Source organism: Streptomyces sp. NPDC048192 (assembly GCF_043202415.1).
Classification (GTDB): Bacteria; Actinomycetota; Actinomycetes; order Streptomycetales; family Streptomycetaceae; genus Streptomyces.
The window spans coordinates 413,425-429,552 of sequence record NZ_JBIDAL010000008.1; the positions used below are offsets into that span (position 1 = coordinate 413,425).

The following is a 16,128-nucleotide window of genomic DNA, read 5'->3' on the forward strand; positions in this document are numbered from 1 at the left end:
GACCCGCGAATCCATGACCCAGGCACCGACACCCACCGCGGACAGCGTCCGCAGACTGGTCCGCTCGCTGCTCAAGGAGGGCGACGACAGCAAGGGACCGGACGTGCGGCCCGTGACCGAGGACCGCGCGTACACCTGGTGGGTCGGCACCCGCCACGTGCTGCGCCTCGCGCCCGACCGCGAGGCCTCGGTGGCGCGCCGCCGGGAGCTGCGGCTGCGCGACCTGGTCCGCCCGCACGTCCCCGTCACCGTCCCCGCCAGCGTCGCCCACGGCGAATGGGCGCCCGGGCTCGCCTGCACCCTCGACGCCAAGGTGCCCGGCGGTACGGCCGACGAGCACGAGGTCTCCGCCGTCGGCGAGGCAGACCTCGCCGGGCTGCTGCAGGGGCTGCGCGCGGTGCCCGCACGGCAGGCGGAGGCGCTCGGCGTGCCGCGCACCGCGCCGCGCTCCCTTGAGGCGCTGCGCCGCATGGCCGTGCACGCGGCCGAACGGCTCGCCGCCGCCGACGAGTTCGACGCCGCCCGGCTGCTCCAGCTGCCCCCGGCGGGCGCGGCTCAGCTCGCCGCGCAGCCCGGCACCGCCGTCCTCACCCACCACGGCCTGACCGGCGAGCACGTGGTGGTCAGCGTCGACGGGCGGGTGCGCGGCGTCCTCGAGTGGACCCAGGCGGCCCTCGGCGACCCCGCCGAGGACATCGCCGGGCTGGCCGTCGCCGTCGGCTCGCCCGCGGCCGTCCGCGCCGCCACCCTCGCCGGCTACGGCGCCCGCCCCTGCCTGCGCGGCCTGTGGCTGGCCCGCTGCGACGCCGTCATCCGCCTCGCCGACCACCTCGAAGGGCGCGCGGGCGGCTCCCCGGTCCTGCTGCGGACCCAGCTGCGGCGGGCGTGGGAGCCGATCCTGCTGGAGCGGCTGTCCGACTTCAAGGAGGACGGGACCGAGCCGTAGCCCGCCGGGGCCGGGGCCCGCGCGGCCTCAGGGCTGCGCGAGCACCACGCAGGACGCCGCGGGCACCTGGAGCAGGCCGCTGTCGTCCGGCGCCGCCACCGGCTCCCACGCCGCCAGCACCGACGCGGGACGGGTGCCGAGCGGGATGGACGCCGGCTCCTTGCCCAGGTTCACCGCCACGCACACGTCACCGCGCCGGAAGGCCAGCCAGCGGGCGCTCTCGTCGTACGCCACCTTGGTGTCGGCCAGGTCCGGGTCGGTGAGGTCCGGCTGCTCGCGGCGCAGCGCGATCAGCCTGCGGTACCAGTCCAGCACGCGCGCGTGCGGCTCGCGCTCCGGCTCCGACCAGTCCAGGCAGGACCGCTCGCGGGTCGCCGGGTCCTGCGGGTCCGGTACCTCCTCCTCGGCCCAGCCGTGCGCCGCGAACTCCCGCCGCCGCCCCCGCCGTACCGCCTGGGCCAGCTCGGGATCGGTGTGGTCGGTGAAGAACTGCCAGGGCGTGCCCGCCGCCCACTCCTCGCCCATGAACAGCATCGGCGTGAACGGCGAGGTCAGCGTGAGCGCGGCCGCGCAGGCCAGCAGGCCGGGGGAGAGGAGGGCGGAGAGCCGGTCGCCCTGGGCGCGGTTGCCGACCTGGTCGTGGGTCTGGCTGTAGCCGACCAGCCGGTGCCCGGCCACCCGTGCGCGGTCCAGCGGCCGGCCGTGGTGCCGCCCGCGGAAGCTGGAGTAGGTGCCGTCGTGGAAGTAGCCGCCGGTCAGGGTCTTGGCGAGCGCGGCGAACGGCGCCCGCGCGAAGTCGGCGTAGTAGCCCTGCGACTCGCCCGTCAGCGCGGTGTGCAGGGCGTGGTGGAAGTCGTCGTTCCACTGCGCGTGCAGCCCGAGGCCGAACTCCGGGCGCGGGGTGATGAACCGGGGGTTGTTCAGGTCCGACTCGGCGATCAGGAACAGCGGGCGGCCCAGCTCCCCGGCGAGGCCGTCCACCGCCGCGGACAGCTCCTCCAGGTAGTGCACCGCGCGCGTGTCGTACAGCGCGTGCACCGCGTCCAGGCGCAGGCCGTCGATCCGGTAGTCCCGCAGCCACGCCAGCGCGCTGCCGACGAGGAACGCGCGCACCTCGTCCGAGCCGGGCGCGTCCAGGTTCACCGCCGAGCCCCAGGGCGTGGTGTGGGTGTCGGTGAAGTACGGCCCGAACCGCGGCAGATAGTTGCCGGAAGGCCCCAGATGATTGTGGACGACGTCCAGGACGACCCCGAGCCCCAGTTCGTGCGCCCGGTCGACGAAACGCTTCAGCGCCTCGGGGCCGCCGTACGGCTCGTGCACCGCCCACAGCGACACCCCCTCGTACCCCCAGCCGTGCCGCCCGGGGAACGGGCACAGCGGCATCAACTCCACGTGCGTCACGCCCAGTTCCGCAAGATGCTCCAGGCGGGCCGCGGCGGCGTCCAACGTGCCCTCGGGCGTGTACGTGCCCACGTGCAGCTCGTACAGCACCGCGCCCGGCAGCCCGCGCCCCGCCCACGGCACCCGCCACGCGTACCGCCCGTGGTCCAGCACCGCGCTCAGCCCGTCCGGGCCGTCCGGCTGGCGGCGCGAGCGCGGGTCGGGCAGCACGGGACCGTCGTCCAGGGCGAAGCCGTACCGGGCGCCCTCCGCGGCCTGCGCCTCCCCCGTCCACCAGCCGGCGCGCTCGGGATCGCGCGCCAACGCGCGCGTGGCGCCCTCGCAATGGAGCGTCACTCGGTCTGCCTGCGGTGCCCACACCTCGAACTGCACGGACGGTTCCCCTTCGTCTGTGATCTCTCGCCTGCTCACCGTGATGTCCCGCGTCCCCATCGTGCCCGCCGGAACGATCAATCAGGCGTCGAATCCGTCCTTTCCCGCCGGGTGTCGTGGAAGTACCCGCGGACCGCCGCCGATTCCCCGTCTTCTGGACACCCGGGGTCCACTGCCCGACAATCACCAGGGTGACGTCGTCCTTCGAGTTCTCCACGTATCCGGCGCGGCTGTCCGACGCGGAACGTGACAAGGCGCTGCGGGTGCTGCGGGACGGCGTCGCCATGGGCAGGCTCTCCCACGACACGTTCGTGCGCCGCATGGAACTGGCGCTGGCCGCCCGCCGCGCCGACGAACTGGCCGCCCTCGTCGCCGACCTGCCCCGCGAGAACCGTCTGTCCCGCGCGGTCCTCGGCACCGTCGAGGCCGTCTCCGGGTTCACCGTACGGCTGCGCCGGGCCTGGCAGGCGGAGCGGCTGCCCAAGCTGCAGCTGCCGCACCCCGCTCACACCCATCCCCTGCGCATCGGCCGGGATCCGGCCAACGGGCTGCGCCTGAACCACGAGACGGTCTCCCGCGTGCACGCGGAGCTGCGCCGGCAGGGCGGCGTGTGGGTCCTCAGGGACCTCGGCTCCACCAACGGCACCACCGTCAACGGCCGCCGGGTGATCGGCTCGGTCGTGGTCCGCGAGGGCGACCAGGTCGCCTTCGGCCGGGTGGCCTACCGGCTCGCCGCGAGCTGACCGGCACCGGCCGATCCCGTTCGAACAGGCGCTCCCGCACGCGCGCGTGCCGTCCCGATCGGGTGAGCCCCACTGCGGAACACCGGCCGGCGTGCCGATGCAAGGGGGCGTGACCTACATCACCAGAGCGGCAGCGACGGGCGGCGCCCTGCTGGCGGCCGCCGGGCTCCTCGCCGCCGGCCCGGCCGCAGCGGCCACCCGCGCCCACGGACACGGCAACTGGCTCCACCTCACCGTCACCCGCGGCGAAGCGGGCACGGGCGCCACCCGCGACGCCCTGCTGCTGTGCGGACCGCCCCGGCGCGACGCCCACTCCGAAGAGGCCTGCGCCGAACTCGCCGCCGCCGACGGGGACATCGGCCGCATCCCGGCCAGGAGGGTCTTCTGTCCGATGATCTACGCCCCGGTGACCGCCCGCGCCTACGGCCGCTGGAACGGCCGGCCGGTCGACTTCCAGGAGACCTACGCCAACACGTGCACCATGGAGGCACGCACGGGAGCGGTGTTCGAGCTGGACGACTGACGGCTGCCGGCTGCCGGCCCGGCGCCGCTCACACCGCCCGCTCGCGGGCCTGCTGGGCCGCCACCAGGACCGTCCGGGACTGGTGCTCCACCTGGTGCTCCAGCGGCACCCAGCGGGCCCGGAAGCGCTCCGCGAAGGCGTCGCACCAGTTCGCCACGAGCTGTTCCAGCCGGGGCGCCGCCCGGTCGTCCGCCTCCCGCAGCACCCGCAGCAGCATCGCCGCCGCGCGCAGCGGCAGCCGCCGTCCGAAGGCGTCCACACTGCCGACGTACGCCATCGTCGTCCCGGCCGGCGGTGTGTGGATCCAGTCCTCGGCGAGCCCGGGGACCAGCTCCAGCGCCCAGCGCGCCGCCCGCAGCAGCGGGCCGTCCACGCCGTCGAGGCGGGGCAGTGCCTCGGCGAGGATCCGCTCCACCTCCATCCCGTCCCGCAGCAGCCGCTTCGCCAGACGCCGTATCGCCGCCGCCGGCGCCGGGTGCGGCGCCGGGTCGTCGACCAGGTCGCTGGCCCACATCGGCACCTCCACCACGGCCGTCAGACCGCCGTACCGGTGCGCGTGGTACCAAGTGCTGTGCCGTGCGTCGTCCGGCATGCTCGGGTACGCGGCGCCCGTCTCCGGGCCGGGCATGACATGCACCCCGGGGGCGGAGGACGGCCAGCCGGCGGCGTCGGAGGCGCCCGTCTCCACCGGGATGTGCAGCTGCGCGGCCGACTTGGCGAACGGCTCGGCGAGCCCGGGCACGTCCCGGGTCAGCTGCACCCAGCTGCCGCCGAGATCGGTGCCGTGCAGGGTGACCTGGAGGTAGGGCCGCAGTTCGTCGATCACCCCGGTCAGCGTCCGGGTCTCGGGCGGCAGCCGGTCGGGCGGCAGCACGGACGGCGACCACTCCGGCTGCTCGGCGCCCGTCGGCCGGTAGAAGCCGAGGTGGTAGTCGAGCAGGCTGCGCGGCGCCGGTGTGACATGCAGGCTCGCGCCGTCCGGGTCCGCGCAGAGCAGGAAGTGCCAGGAGGTGTCGGCGCGCAACTCGCGCTCGGCCAGGACGCGTTCGGCCAGCACCCGCAGGGTGGAGCCGCCGGCCGGCTCGTTGGCGTGCGCGCCGGCGACCACCAGCACCGCCCGCCGGGCATGACCCACCGAGAGCAGGTGCAGGGGTCTTCCCGCGCGGGACACGCCGACCTGCCTGAGCGAGCACAGCCCGGGTTCCTGAGCGGCCAACGCCTGAGCGGAGGCGACCAGTTCGGGAACGGTGGGGTAGCGCAGCTCCGGCAGAAGACTCACCCCCGACTTGTTCCGCCCGGCTTCGCCCTCCCAGTCCCGCACGCCCAAGGTGAACTGTCAAGCATGCGGAAGGGAGGCTCCCGGGAGCGCTCGGGCACAAGGCCCGGGGCGCGGTGCGGGCGATGCGTGCCGTGCGGTCACTGCTGGTGCAGGCCGCGGCCCGCGAGCGTCAGGAACACCTCACCCACCGCCTCCGACAGCGTGGGGTGCGCGTGCACGTGCCGGGCCACGTCCGAGGGTTCGGCGTCCCAGCCGACGATCAGCTGGCTCTCGGCGATCATCTCCGACACGTGCGGGCCGACCAGGTGGACACCGAGCACCCGGCCGCCGCCGGCCTCGGCGACGACCTTCACCATGCCGCCCCGACCGTGCACCATGCCCTTGGCCACGGCGGTCAGCGGCATCGTGTTCACCTCGACCTCGCGTCCCCGCGCGCGTGCCTCCGTCTCGCTCAGCCCCACCGAGGCGGTCTGCGGCGCGGAGTACGTCACCCGGGGCACGGCCGCGTAGTCCACCGGGGCCGGCGCCGCCCCGGCCAGCGTCTCGGCGACCAGCAGCCCTTCCGCGAACGAGGCGTGGGCGAGCCCGAGTGACGGCGGCGGCAGCAGGTCCCCGACGACGTGGACGCCCGGCACGGCCGTCTCCAGCCGGTCCCAGTCCGCCGGTGCGACGAACCCCCGGGCGTCCGCCGTGAGGCCGGCCGCGGCCAGGTCCAGGCCCTCGGTGACCGGCGCCCGGCCGACGGCCACCAGCAGCCGCTCCGCCTCCACGGTGCGCACCTCTCCCCGCGCGGTGCGCACCCGCGCGCGTACGCCGTCCGCCAGCACCTCCGCGTCCAGCAGCCGGGCGCCCGCCCGCACATCGATCCCGCGCTTCTTCAGGCCGCGCGTCAGATGCCGGCTCACATCGGCGTCCTCCAGCGGAACGATCCGGTCGGCGGCCTCGACCAGGGTGACCTCGGCGCCCATCGACCGGTGGAAGGACGCGTACTCCACACCGATCGCGCCGCCGCCCAGCACCAGCACGGACGCCGGCAGCCCCGGCGCGAACAGGGCGTCGTCGCTGGTCACCACGCGCCGCCCGTCGGGCGTGAGGCCGGGGAGCGTGCGCGGGCGCGAGCCGGTGGCGAGCACGATCCCGCGGCGGGCGGTCAGATCCCGCACGCCGGGCGCGGACCGCGGCCGCACGCCGGGCGCGACATCCACCGGGACCTCCTCCACGCGCACCGTCCGCGGCCCCGTCAGCCGGGCGCTGCCCCGGACCACCCGCACACCGGCGTGTGCGAGATGCGCCTCGACGCCCTTGTGGTTGCGCGCCACGATGTCGTCCCGGGTGGCCACCAGCGCCGCCCAGTCGACCGAGTCCAGCGTGGCCTTCACGCCCCACCGCTCGCGCGCCTCGGCGATGCCGTCGACCAGTTCGGCGGCGTGCAGCATCGCCTTGCTCGGGATGCAGCCGCGGTGCAGACAGGTGCCGCCGACCTTGTCGCGTTCGACGAGGACGACGTCGAGGCCGAGGGCGGCGGCGCGCAGGGCGGTGCTGTACCCGCCGGTGCCGCCGCCGATGACGAGGACATCCGCTGTGGTGAGGGTCATGACACCACCCTGCGCCCCTCCCTTGCCATGAGTCCAAGGCAATGTTCTTGTGGAAGCCATGCAGGATCCTCATGAGAGGGCGGGGAATTGAGCCTGCGGCAGATGGAGTACTTCGTGACGGTCGTCCAGGAGGCGTCGTTCACCCGGGCGGCGGACGTCCTGCACGTCACGCAGCCCGCGCTCTCGCACCAGATCAAGGCGCTGGAGAAGTCGGTCGGCGGCGCCCTGCTGGAGCGCATGGCGCGCGGTGTGCGCCTCACCCCGATGGGGCGCGCCTTCCTGCCGCACGCCGAACTCGCCGTGCGCAGCGCGGCGCAGGCCCGGCGGGCGGCCCGCGCCACGGCCGGCGCCGAGGGCGGCGAACTGCACGTCGCCACCCTGCACTCCCTCGCCGTCGGCGTCCTGCCCGACGTCTTCGCCCGCTGGCGCGCCGCCCGTCCCCGGGTCCTGCTGCGGCTGCACGAGTACGCCACCGCCGAGGCCCTGGAGGAGGCCGTGCAGCGCGGCACCGCCGACCTCGCCTTCGGACCCGTGCCCGCCGACCCGCCCGGCACCGTCGTCCCGGTCGGGGACGAGGAGCTGGTCCTGGTGGTCCCGTTCGACGACCGGCTCGCCGGCCGTACGACGGTGCGGCTGCCGGAGCTCGCAGACCGGGCCTGGGTCCGCTGCGCGCTGGAACCCGTCGTCCAGGGCGAGCGGTTCCTCGACTGGGCCTGCGGGAGGGCCGGCTTCCGGCCGCGGACCGCCGTGTGGACCGAGCACACCTCGACGGCCGTGCGCATGGCCGCCGCCGGGGTCGGGGTGTGCGTGGCGTCGGCCGACGTCGTGCGCGGCGCGGTGGGCGAGGACTGCGCCATCCTCACCCCCGACCCGGCCTGGAAGCGCCCCCTCGCCGTCTACGCCCGCGTCCCGCCCACCGGCGCCGCCGAGGCCTTCACGAACCTCCTGCGCACCACATGGCCCACGCCGCCGGCACCGTCAGCCGACCAGCCCACGCCCGCGCGAGTGAACCCGGCCTACTCCTCCCCAGGCCTCTGCGATGAGCCCGGGCCCGTCCTCCCCGCGCCCCCGCGATGAGCCCCGCCCGCTCCTCCCCGGGGGCCGCTGGGGTGAGTCCGGTTCACTCCTCCGCGGCACGCTCCAGGAGGGCTACCGGCCACCGGTGGAAGAGGTCCGTCAGAGGTGTGTCGCCGGTGAACTCACGGCCCGGGGTGAGGGCGTCGGTCCAGCGGCCCGGCGGCAGGGCGAGGCGGGTGTCCTGCCAGCCGCCCGTCTCCGCGAGCCGGAGGGAGAGCCGGGTCACCGCTGTGACCACCTCGCCGGAGCGCGCGAACGCCACGCAGTGCCCGGCCGCGGGGCCCTCCGCGGTCAGCGGTTCGTAGGACGCGGACTCGCCGAACGCGCCGGGACGCCGGGCGCGCAGCCGCAGGGCCGCCGAGGTCAGCGCGTCCTTCTCGCCGGGCACCTCCGGGGGGAACGGCACCGGACGCCGGTTGTCCGGGTCCACCAGCGCCCGGTACTCGCTCTCCGTGCCCTGGTACAGGTCCGGCACCCCTGGCATCGTCAGATGGACCAGGGCGGTGCCGAGCACGTTGGCCCGGATGTGCGGCTCCAGCGCCTTGCGGAACGCGGCCACGCGCTCGCCGGGCACCCCGCACGGCCCGGCCGCGACGAACGCCGCCACCGCCTCCTCGTACGGCGGTTCCTGCTCCGTCCAGCTGGTGTACATGCCCGCCTCGCGCGCGTGCTTCAGCAGCGCCTGCTGCACCCGCTCCTCCTCGGCGGGGCCCAGCCCGAACACCGTCTGCCAGGCCGCCCAGGCCAGCTGCCCGTCCGGCACGCCCACGCCCTCCTCGGGCCGGTTCACCTCGGCCAGCAGCTCCGCCCACCGGTCGGGGCACTCGGTGAGCACGGCCAGCGCGGCGCGCACGTCGGCGCTGCGCTTGGTGTCGTGCGTGGAGACCACCGTGCCGGTGACGGGCCAGTCGCGCTGCACGCGCGCGCAGTACGCGTGGAAGTCCTCCGGCGACACCCCCGGCCGGCCCGGGTCGCCGCCCACCTCGGTCGCCGACAGCAGCGGCACGTAGCGGTAGAACGCCGTGTCCTCCACCGACTTGGCGCGCAGCGCCGACGCGGTCTGCGCGAACCGGGCGCGGAACTCCACCCGGCCGGCGTGGTCCGGCGCCGAGGGATCGCCGGGCGGCTCGACGAGCAGCCGGCGCACCACGCCGACGGCGTCCGCCTCCTCGGGCACCACGAAGGCCAGCCGGGCCTCCTCGGCGGCGTCCTCGGTGATGACGGACGCCGCGTCGGTGGAGGCGTACGGCCGGTACACCCGCATCCGCACCAGCAGCTCCTCCACGGCCGTGCGCAGCGCCCAGGGCGCCCGGTCGCGCAGCTGAAGGTCCGGCGAGGTCGCGCAGAGCCGGGTGGCCGCCCGGGTGAGCCGGTCGGTCTCGGTGGCCAGCTCGTGCGTGAGCACCTTGTAGGCGGCGCGCCGTACCGTCGCCTCCCAGTTGCCGCCCCGGTCCGTCTGCGGCGCCGCGAAGGCCCGGTAGCGGCCCAGCAGTTCGTACGCCCCGGTCTGGTCGGTGAACAGGCCGTCGATCTGCCGCAGGGCGTCGTAGCCGGTGGTGCCCGCGACGGGCCAGGACGCCGGCAGCCGCTCGCCGTCGGCGAGGATCTTCTCCACCACCGTCCAGCGCCCGCCGGTCGCCTCGTGCAGCCGCGCGAGGTAGCCGTCGGGGTCGGCGAGCCCGTCGGGGTGGTCGACGCGCAGTCCGTCGAGCACGCCCTCGTGCAGCAGCTGGAGGATCTTGGCGTGGGTGGCCTCGAACACCTCCGGGTCCTCCACGCGCACCCCGATCAGCTCCGAGATGCTGAAGAACCGCCGGTAGTTCAGCTCGGTGCGGGCCAGCCGCCACCACACCGGGCGGTACCACTGGGCGTCCAGCAGCTCCGGCAGCGGCAGGCCGGCGGTGCCCGCGCGCAGCGGGAAGGCGTGCTCGTGGTAGCGCAGCACGTCGCCGTCGACCACGAGGTGCTCCAGCTGGGAGGCGAGCGGGCCGCCGAGCACCGGCAGCAGCACCTGCCCGCCCTGCGCCTCCCAGTCGATGTCGAACCAGCGCGCGTACGGCGAGCCGGGCCCCTCGCGCAGCACCTCCCACAGGGCGCGGTTGTGCCGGGGCGCCATGGCCATGTGGTTCGGCACGATGTCGGCCACCAGGCCGAGACCGTGCTCGCGCGCGGTGCGGGCCAGCGACCGCAGGCCCTCCTCGCCGCCCAGTTCCTCGCGCACGCGCGCGTGGTCCACCACGTCGTAGCCGTGCGGTGAGCCGGGCACGGCCTCCAGGACGGGTGAGAGGTGCAGGTGCGAGACGCCGAGCGACGCCAGGTACGGTACGGCCGCCGCGGCGGCCGCGAACGGGAAGGCGGGCTGGAGCTGCAGCCGGTAGGTGGCGGTGGGCACTGCCGGTCCGGGTCGGGCGGAAGTCATGCAAACCTACGTACCCAGCCCGCCGCCTTTCGTGTCATCGCCGCCTGAACGGACGCATCCTCGCCCATCCGGCCGAGCGGGCGAAAACGTCCGCCACGCGCGCGTACCGGGCAGGCGGCCCGCCGGGCGGTGCCGCCTGCCGCGCCGCCAGGGGTCACGCCGGCCGTTGCAGCACCGTCAGGCTGCGGTCGGGCAGGGTGAGCCGGTCGCCGGCCCCGACCTTCGGCCCGGAGCCGGGCGGCACCCCCTCCGGACCGGCCGTGTCCACCACCACCTGCCACTGCCGGCCGTGGTTGACCGGCACCAGGAAGTCCAGCGGCTGCGGGGAGGCGTTGAACATCAGCAGGAAGGAGTCGTCGGTGATGCGTTCCCCGCGCGGCCCCGGCTCGGAGATCGCGTTGCCGTTGAGGAACACCGTCAGCGCGGACGCCGGTGCCGAGTCCCAGTCCCGCTGGGTCATCTCGGTGCCCTCGGGGGTGAACCAGGCGATGTCGGACAGGTCGTCGTGGGTGCCCTCCACGGGGCGGCCGTGGAAGAACCGGCGCCGGCGCAGCACCGGGTGGTCCCGCCGCAGCCACACCATGGCGCGCGTGAACTCCAGCAGGTCGCCCTCCGCGGGCTCCGGCCAGTGCAGCCAGGACAGCTCGTTGTCCTGGCAGTACGCGTTGTTGTTGCCGCGCTGCGTGCGGGCGAACTCGTCGCCGTGGCTGATCATCGGCACGCCCTGGGACAGCATCAGTGTGGCGATGAAGTTCCGCATCTGCCGGGCGCGCAGCGCGAGCACGCCGGGGTCGTCGGTCTCGCCCTCCGCCCCGCAGTTCCAGGACCGGTTGTGGCTCTCGCCGTCCCGGTTGTCCTCGCCGTTGGCCGCGTTGTGCTTGTCGTTGTACGAGACGAGGTCGTGCAGGGTGAAGCCGTCGTGGCAGGTGACGAAGTTGATCGAGGCGAGCGGGCGGCGGCCGTCGTCCTGGTAGAGGTCCGAGGAGCCGGTCAGCCGCGAGGCGAACTCCGCGAGCGCCCGCGGCTCGCCCCGCCACAGGTCGCGCACCGTGTCCCGGTACTTGCCGTTCCACTCGGTCCACAGCGGCGGGAAATTGCCCACCTGGTAGCCGCCCTCGCCCACGTCCCACGGCTCGGCGATCAGCTTCACCTGCGAGACCACCGGGTCCTGCTGCACCAGGTCGAAGAACGACGACAGCCGGTCCACCTCGTGGAACTGCCGGGCGAGGGTCGCCGCGAGGTCGAAGCGGAACCCGTCGACGTGCATCTCGGTGACCCAGTACCGCAGCGAGTCCATGATCAGCTGGAGCACGTGCGGGGACCGCATCAGCAGCGAGTTCCCGGTGCCCGTGGTGTCCATGTAGTAGCGCCGGTCGTCCATGAGCCGGTAGTACGACGGGTTGTCGATGCCCTTGAAGGACAGCGTCGGGCCCAGATGGTTGCCCTCGGCGGTGTGGTTGTAGACGACGTCCAGGATGACCTCGATGCCGGCCTCGTGCAGCGCCCGGACCGCCGACTTGAACTCCAGCACCTGCTGCCCGCGGTCGCCCCAGGAGGCGTAGGCGTTGTGCGGGGCGAAGAACCCGATCGTGTTGTAGCCCCAGTAGTTGCTCAGGCCCATGTCGGCCAGCCGGTGGTCGTTCACGAACTGGTGGACGGGCATCAGCTCCAGCGCCGTCACCCCGAGCTTGGTCAGGTGTTCGATGACCGCGGGGTGCGCGAGCGCCGCGTACGTGCCGCGCAGCTCCTCGGGCAGGCCCGGGTGACGCATGGTCAGGCCCTTGACGTGCGCCTCGTAGATCACCGTGTGGTGGTACTCGGTGCGCGGCGGCCGGTCGTCGCCCCAGTCGAAGTACGGGTTGATCACCACCGACGCCATGGTGTGCGGGGCGGAGTCCAGGTCGTTGCGGCTGTCCGGCGTGCCGAAGTGGTAGCCGTACACCTCCTCGCCCCAGCGGATCGAGCCGCTGACCGCCTTCGCGTACGGGTCGAGGAGCAGCTTCGCGGAGTTGCAGCGCAGCCCGCGCCCGGGGTCGTACGGGCCGTGCACCCGGAACCCGTACCGCTGCCCCGGCATCACGCCCGGCACGTACGCGTGCCGCACGAACGCGTCGCTCTCGCGGAGTTCCACCGCCGTCTCCGAGCCGTCGTCGTGCAGCAGACACAGCTCTACTCGGTCCGCGGCCTCCGTGAAGACCGCGAAGTTGGTTCCGGCGCCGTCATAGGTGGCGCCGAGCGGATACGCCTCTCCAGGCCAGACCTGCATGGCTACGACTCTCCCAGGTGTGCCGCCGCCCCGGGGCCGCCTTGGCGCCCGAGTCTCCCCGAATTGACGGATCCTCCGTGACTTCTTACCCACCGACCGGCGCACATGGCGATTCCGGTACCCCCTGTGGGCCGGACCAGTGAGGCGAACGTGTACTCCGATGGGGCGACGGGGGCAGGAGGAGGGGGAGGGCTCCCGGCGGGGCCGGGGCGGCGGTGCGCGTCCCGCGCCGGGGTCCGCCGCAGCAGCCGCGGGGCGCGGACGGCTATGAATCCGCTCACTCCGCGTGACCTCGCCCGGCCGAACGGCCACTGGGTGCCGAGCAGTTGAGGAAAACAGTTGAGAAACCGACCTGTCCATCCGGCTGCACCGCCCACCGCTCGCGGAGTACCCTTCCTTGATCGTTGAGACTGGGAAAGGCCCGGGGGAGCGGAAGGCGGTGCACGGGTGGGCTCGGGAGGCCTGGAGCTGCCCCCTGGTGACGAGGGTCACGAGGGGAACTCCACAGACGTCCCGCCCGGCGCGGTGTCCCTGGCGCGCCCGATGGACGCGGGGTCCATCGGGCCGGAGCTGGACTGGGACGCCGACGCCTGGCGCGAGGTGCGCACCCGCGCCCAGCGGGCCGGCCGGGCCTACATCTGGCTGAACCTCGTCGAACAGCGGCTGCGCGCGGTCGTCGCCGCCGTGCTGCGCCCCATCTACGAGCCCGTCCACGGGGACGACTGGGTGGTCGCCGCGGCCGGCCCGGCCGGACAGGAATGGGTGCAGCGGGCGGTCGCCGTCCGTGAGGTCAGCCGCCGCAAGGGCTACCTGCTCGACCCGGCCGACGACAACGTGCTCAGCTTCCTCACCCTGCCGCAGCTGCGCGAGCTGATGGTGCAGCACTGGCCCTGCTTCGAGCCGTACTTCGACGAGCGCCGCGACCTCGAACTCGCCCTGGACGAGCTGGAGGTGACCCGCAACGTCGTCTCCCGCAACCGGGCGCTGTCCGAGGCGGTCCTCGGCCAGGCCGAGCGGGCCTCCGCCCGGCTGCTGGAGATGCTCGGCGCCGCCGGCGACGTGCCCTCCGCGCGCCGGCTGCCCGTGGACGCGGTCGAGGACCTGGTCGGCGACCGGTACGCCGACGTGGTCGCCGTCCACCCCGACCGGGTGCGGCTGATGCGCCAGTTCCCCGCCGAGGACCTCTTCGGCGGCGCCCGCCGCCTCGACGCCATCGGGATCGGCCTCAACCTGCTGGTGCAGAACTTCTCCGGCCGGCGCCTGGTCCGACTCGCCGAGTCCGGCTGCCGGGTACGGCTGCTCTTCCTCAACCCGGCCTCCAGCTCGGTCAAACGCCGCGAACGCGAACTCGGGATGAAACGGGGCGAACTGAGCCGGTCCGTCGAGATGAACATCCTGCACATGCGCCGGGTGCGTTCCCGGCTGCGCGACCCGGGCGCCTTCGAGATCCAGGTCTACGACGAGACGCCGCGCTTCACCGCCTACCTGGTGGACGGCGACGGCGCCGACGGCATCGCCGTGGTGCAGTCCTATCTGCGCGGGGCGCGCGGGATGGAGTCGCCGGTGCTGGTGCTGCGCAACGGCAGCAAGCTGGTCAAGTCGGATGACGCGGGCGAAGCGGGGCTCTTTCCGACATACCGCGAGGAGTTCGAGCTGACCTGGGCGGATTCGCGCCCGGTGTCCTGAACTGTCCACCCGCACAGGCGGAACGCGATCCTCTGATTGTCAGTGCCGCGTGCGAGGGTGGAGGCCACTGGGGGAACGCACCACCAAGAAGGGGGGCCGCCCATGGGCTGGCACCGGGAGCTGCTGATCGGCTTCGACCTGGAGACGACCGGGACCGATCCGCGCGAGGCGCGCATCGTCACCGGCGCGGTGATCGAGGTCAGGGCCGGTGAGCCCATGGGCCGCAGGGAATGGCTGGCCGATCCGGGCGTGGAGATCCCGGCCGACGCGGTGGCGGTGCACGGCATCAGCACCGCGCGGGCGACGGCCGAGGGCCACCCCGCCGACCGGGTGGCGGACTCCATCGCCGACACCCTGGTGGGCTACTGGAAGTCGGGCGTCCCGGTGGTCGCCTACAACGCGGCCTTCGACCTCACCCTGCTCTCCGCCGAACTCCGGCGGCACGCCCTGCCGTCCCTCGCCGACCGCCTGGGCGGCCTGGCCCCGGCCCCGGTCATCGACCCCTACACCATCGACCGCTGGGTCGACCGCTACCGCCGCGGCAAACGGAACCTGGAAGCGGTCTGCGCCGAGTACGGCATCACCCTCGACGCCGCCCACACCGCCCCGGCCGACGCCCTGGCCGCGGCCCGGCTCGCGTCCGCGATAGCCGACCGCCACCCGAAGATAGCGTCCCTGCCGCCGGCCGACCTCCACCGCCGGCAGATCGAGTGGTACGCGCAGTGGGCGGCGGACTTCCAGGCGTTCCTGCGGAGCAAGGGGGACGCGGAGGCGGTGGTGGACGCGACGTGGCCGCTGCGCGAGCCGGCCGAGAGCCAGCCCGCGTAGGGGCGAGGACCGTTCCCGGGAGCGGCCGTCAGAACGGGTACCAGCGGACGGTCTCGTCCCCGTCCCGCAGCGACCCCACCCGCCGCCGGAACTCCGCCAGCGCCTTCGGATTGCTCGGCGCGTGCTGGGCCACCCAGGCGCAGCTCGCCGTCTCCCGGGCGCCGCGCAGGACCGCACAGCCCTCCCACTCCCGCACGTCCCACCCGTACGTCTCGACGAATGAGTCGTACGCCTCGGCGGGCAGCCCGTACCGGTCGCGGGAGAGCGCCATGACCACCAGGTCGTGTTCGCGCAGGTCGGCGGAGAAGGTCTCCAGGTCGACCAGGACCGGCCCGTCCGGTCCGACGTGCACATTGCGGGGCAGCGCGTCGCCGTGGATGGGGCCCGGCGGCAGATGGGGCGTCAGCGTGGCCGCCTGCGCCGCGAACCCGTCCCGGCGCGCGCGGAGGTAGGCGGCGTCCTCGGGGTCGATCGCGTCGCCCGCCAGCCGCAGCCACCGCTCCACGCCGTCCAGCAGTTCGCGGCGTGGCAGGGCGAAGGGAGGAGAGGGCAGTGCGTGCACCGCGCGCAGCAACCGCGCCAGATCGCGCGGCTCGGCGGGCCGCACCGGATCCGGCAGCCGGTGCCACACCGTCACCGGGTGGCCCTCGACCAGCCGCGGCTTCGGCTCGGCCGGCCGTACCGCGGGCACGCCCGCCTCGGCCAGCCAGCCGGCGATCTCCACCTCGCGCCGGGCCCGCTCCAGCAACTCGGCGTCCCGGCCCACCTTCACCACGAGGTCACCGGCGGCGAACACCGCGTTCTCGCCGAGGGCGAGCAGCGCCGCGTCCCGGACCGGCCCCGGCACCACTTCCGCCGCGGCCAGTACGCCCCGCGCCCGCACCTCGTCCATCCCGCCGCCTCCCTGCCGTCCCGCCACGTCGTGCACCATCCCATCGGTATCACAGCGCCCCGAGGGGGCGCGGGGCCGTGTCGCCATGCGGCTCCGCCGCG

12 protein-coding genes are annotated in these 16,128 nt (G+C 74.4%); 6 read left to right on the plus strand and 6 right to left on the minus strand.

Annotation, left to right across the window (positions count from 1 at the left end; genetic code table 11):
* Positions 1–13 precede the first annotated feature (13 nt).
* A complete protein-coding gene (locus tag ACGFZN_RS19795; protein ID WP_393859756.1) occupies positions 14–946 on the plus strand; it encodes an aminoglycoside phosphotransferase family protein in 933 nt (310 codons plus the stop codon).
* 27 nt (positions 947–973) lie between these two features.
* On the opposite strand, the gene treZ is transcribed toward ACGFZN_RS19795, so the two are convergent.
* Positions 974–2,719: a malto-oligosyltrehalose trehalohydrolase gene (treZ, locus tag ACGFZN_RS19800; protein ID WP_393859757.1), complete on the minus strand. Its 1,746-nt coding sequence runs from the start codon at positions 2,717–2,719 to the stop codon at positions 974–976.
* Positions 2,720–2,910: 191 nt separating this feature from the next.
* Between treZ and ACGFZN_RS19805 the strand changes: the two genes are divergently transcribed.
* Both ACGFZN_RS19805 and ACGFZN_RS19810 read left to right on the plus strand, forming a co-directional pair.
* The gene (locus ACGFZN_RS19805) at positions 2,911–3,462 is read left to right on the plus strand and encodes an FHA domain-containing protein (RefSeq protein ID WP_393859758.1); all 552 of its coding nucleotides are present in this window, start codon (positions 2,911–2,913) and stop codon (positions 3,460–3,462) included.
* A 109-nt stretch (positions 3,463–3,571) separates the two neighbouring features.
* Positions 3,572–3,985 carry an SSI family serine proteinase inhibitor gene (locus tag ACGFZN_RS19810; RefSeq protein ID WP_393859759.1) on the plus strand — a complete coding sequence of 138 codons (414 nt, stop codon included), beginning with the start codon at positions 3,572–3,574 and terminating at the stop codon, positions 3,983–3,985.
* A gap of 28 nt (positions 3,986–4,013) precedes the next feature.
* Here ACGFZN_RS19810 and ACGFZN_RS19815 read toward each other — a convergent pair whose 3' ends face one another.
* Together ACGFZN_RS19815 and lpdA are read right to left on the minus strand one after the other, a co-directional pair.
* Complete coding sequence (locus ACGFZN_RS19815; RefSeq protein WP_393859760.1) at positions 4,014–5,264, minus strand: M14 family zinc carboxypeptidase; 1,251 nt, start codon at positions 5,262–5,264, stop codon at positions 4,014–4,016.
* A gap of 137 nt (positions 5,265–5,401) precedes the next feature.
* Positions 5,402–6,859: a dihydrolipoyl dehydrogenase gene (lpdA, locus tag ACGFZN_RS19820; protein ID WP_393859761.1), complete on the minus strand. Its 1,458-nt coding sequence runs from the start codon at positions 6,857–6,859 to the stop codon at positions 5,402–5,404.
* 87 nt (positions 6,860–6,946) lie between these two features.
* Between lpdA and ACGFZN_RS19825 the strand changes: the two genes are divergently transcribed.
* Positions 6,947–7,936: a LysR family transcriptional regulator gene (locus tag ACGFZN_RS19825; protein WP_393859762.1), complete on the plus strand. Its 990-nt coding sequence runs from the start codon at positions 6,947–6,949 to the stop codon at positions 7,934–7,936.
* 43 nt (positions 7,937–7,979) lie between these two features.
* Here ACGFZN_RS19825 and treY read toward each other — a convergent pair whose 3' ends face one another.
* Positions 7,980–10,355, minus strand: coding sequence for a malto-oligosyltrehalose synthase (gene treY, locus ACGFZN_RS19830; RefSeq protein WP_393859763.1), 2,376 nt, complete (start codon positions 10,353–10,355; stop codon positions 7,980–7,982).
* Between the two features lie 154 nt (positions 10,356–10,509).
* The gene (gene glgX / locus ACGFZN_RS19835) at positions 10,510–12,621 is read right to left on the minus strand and encodes a glycogen debranching protein GlgX (protein WP_393859764.1); all 2,112 of its coding nucleotides are present in this window, start codon (positions 12,619–12,621) and stop codon (positions 10,510–10,512) included.
* Between the two features lie 447 nt (positions 12,622–13,068).
* Here glgX and ACGFZN_RS19840 point away from each other — a divergent pair, with 447 nt between their 5' ends.
* Complete coding sequence (locus ACGFZN_RS19840) at positions 13,069–14,307, plus strand: SAV2148 family HEPN domain-containing protein (protein WP_393859765.1); 1,239 nt, start codon at positions 13,069–13,071, stop codon at positions 14,305–14,307.
* Positions 14,308–14,409: 102 nt separating this feature from the next.
* Positions 14,410–15,135, plus strand: a complete 726-nt coding sequence (locus tag ACGFZN_RS19845; protein WP_393859766.1) for a 3'-5' exonuclease — start codon at positions 14,410–14,412, stop codon at positions 15,133–15,135.
* A gap of 28 nt (positions 15,136–15,163) precedes the next feature.
* Here ACGFZN_RS19845 and ACGFZN_RS19850 read toward each other — a convergent pair whose 3' ends face one another.
* Positions 15,164–16,027 (minus strand): phosphotransferase enzyme family protein, encoded by an 864-nt coding sequence (locus tag ACGFZN_RS19850; RefSeq protein ID WP_393859767.1) that lies wholly within the window; start codon positions 16,025–16,027, stop codon positions 15,164–15,166.
* Positions 16,028–16,128: the final 101 nt, after the last annotated feature.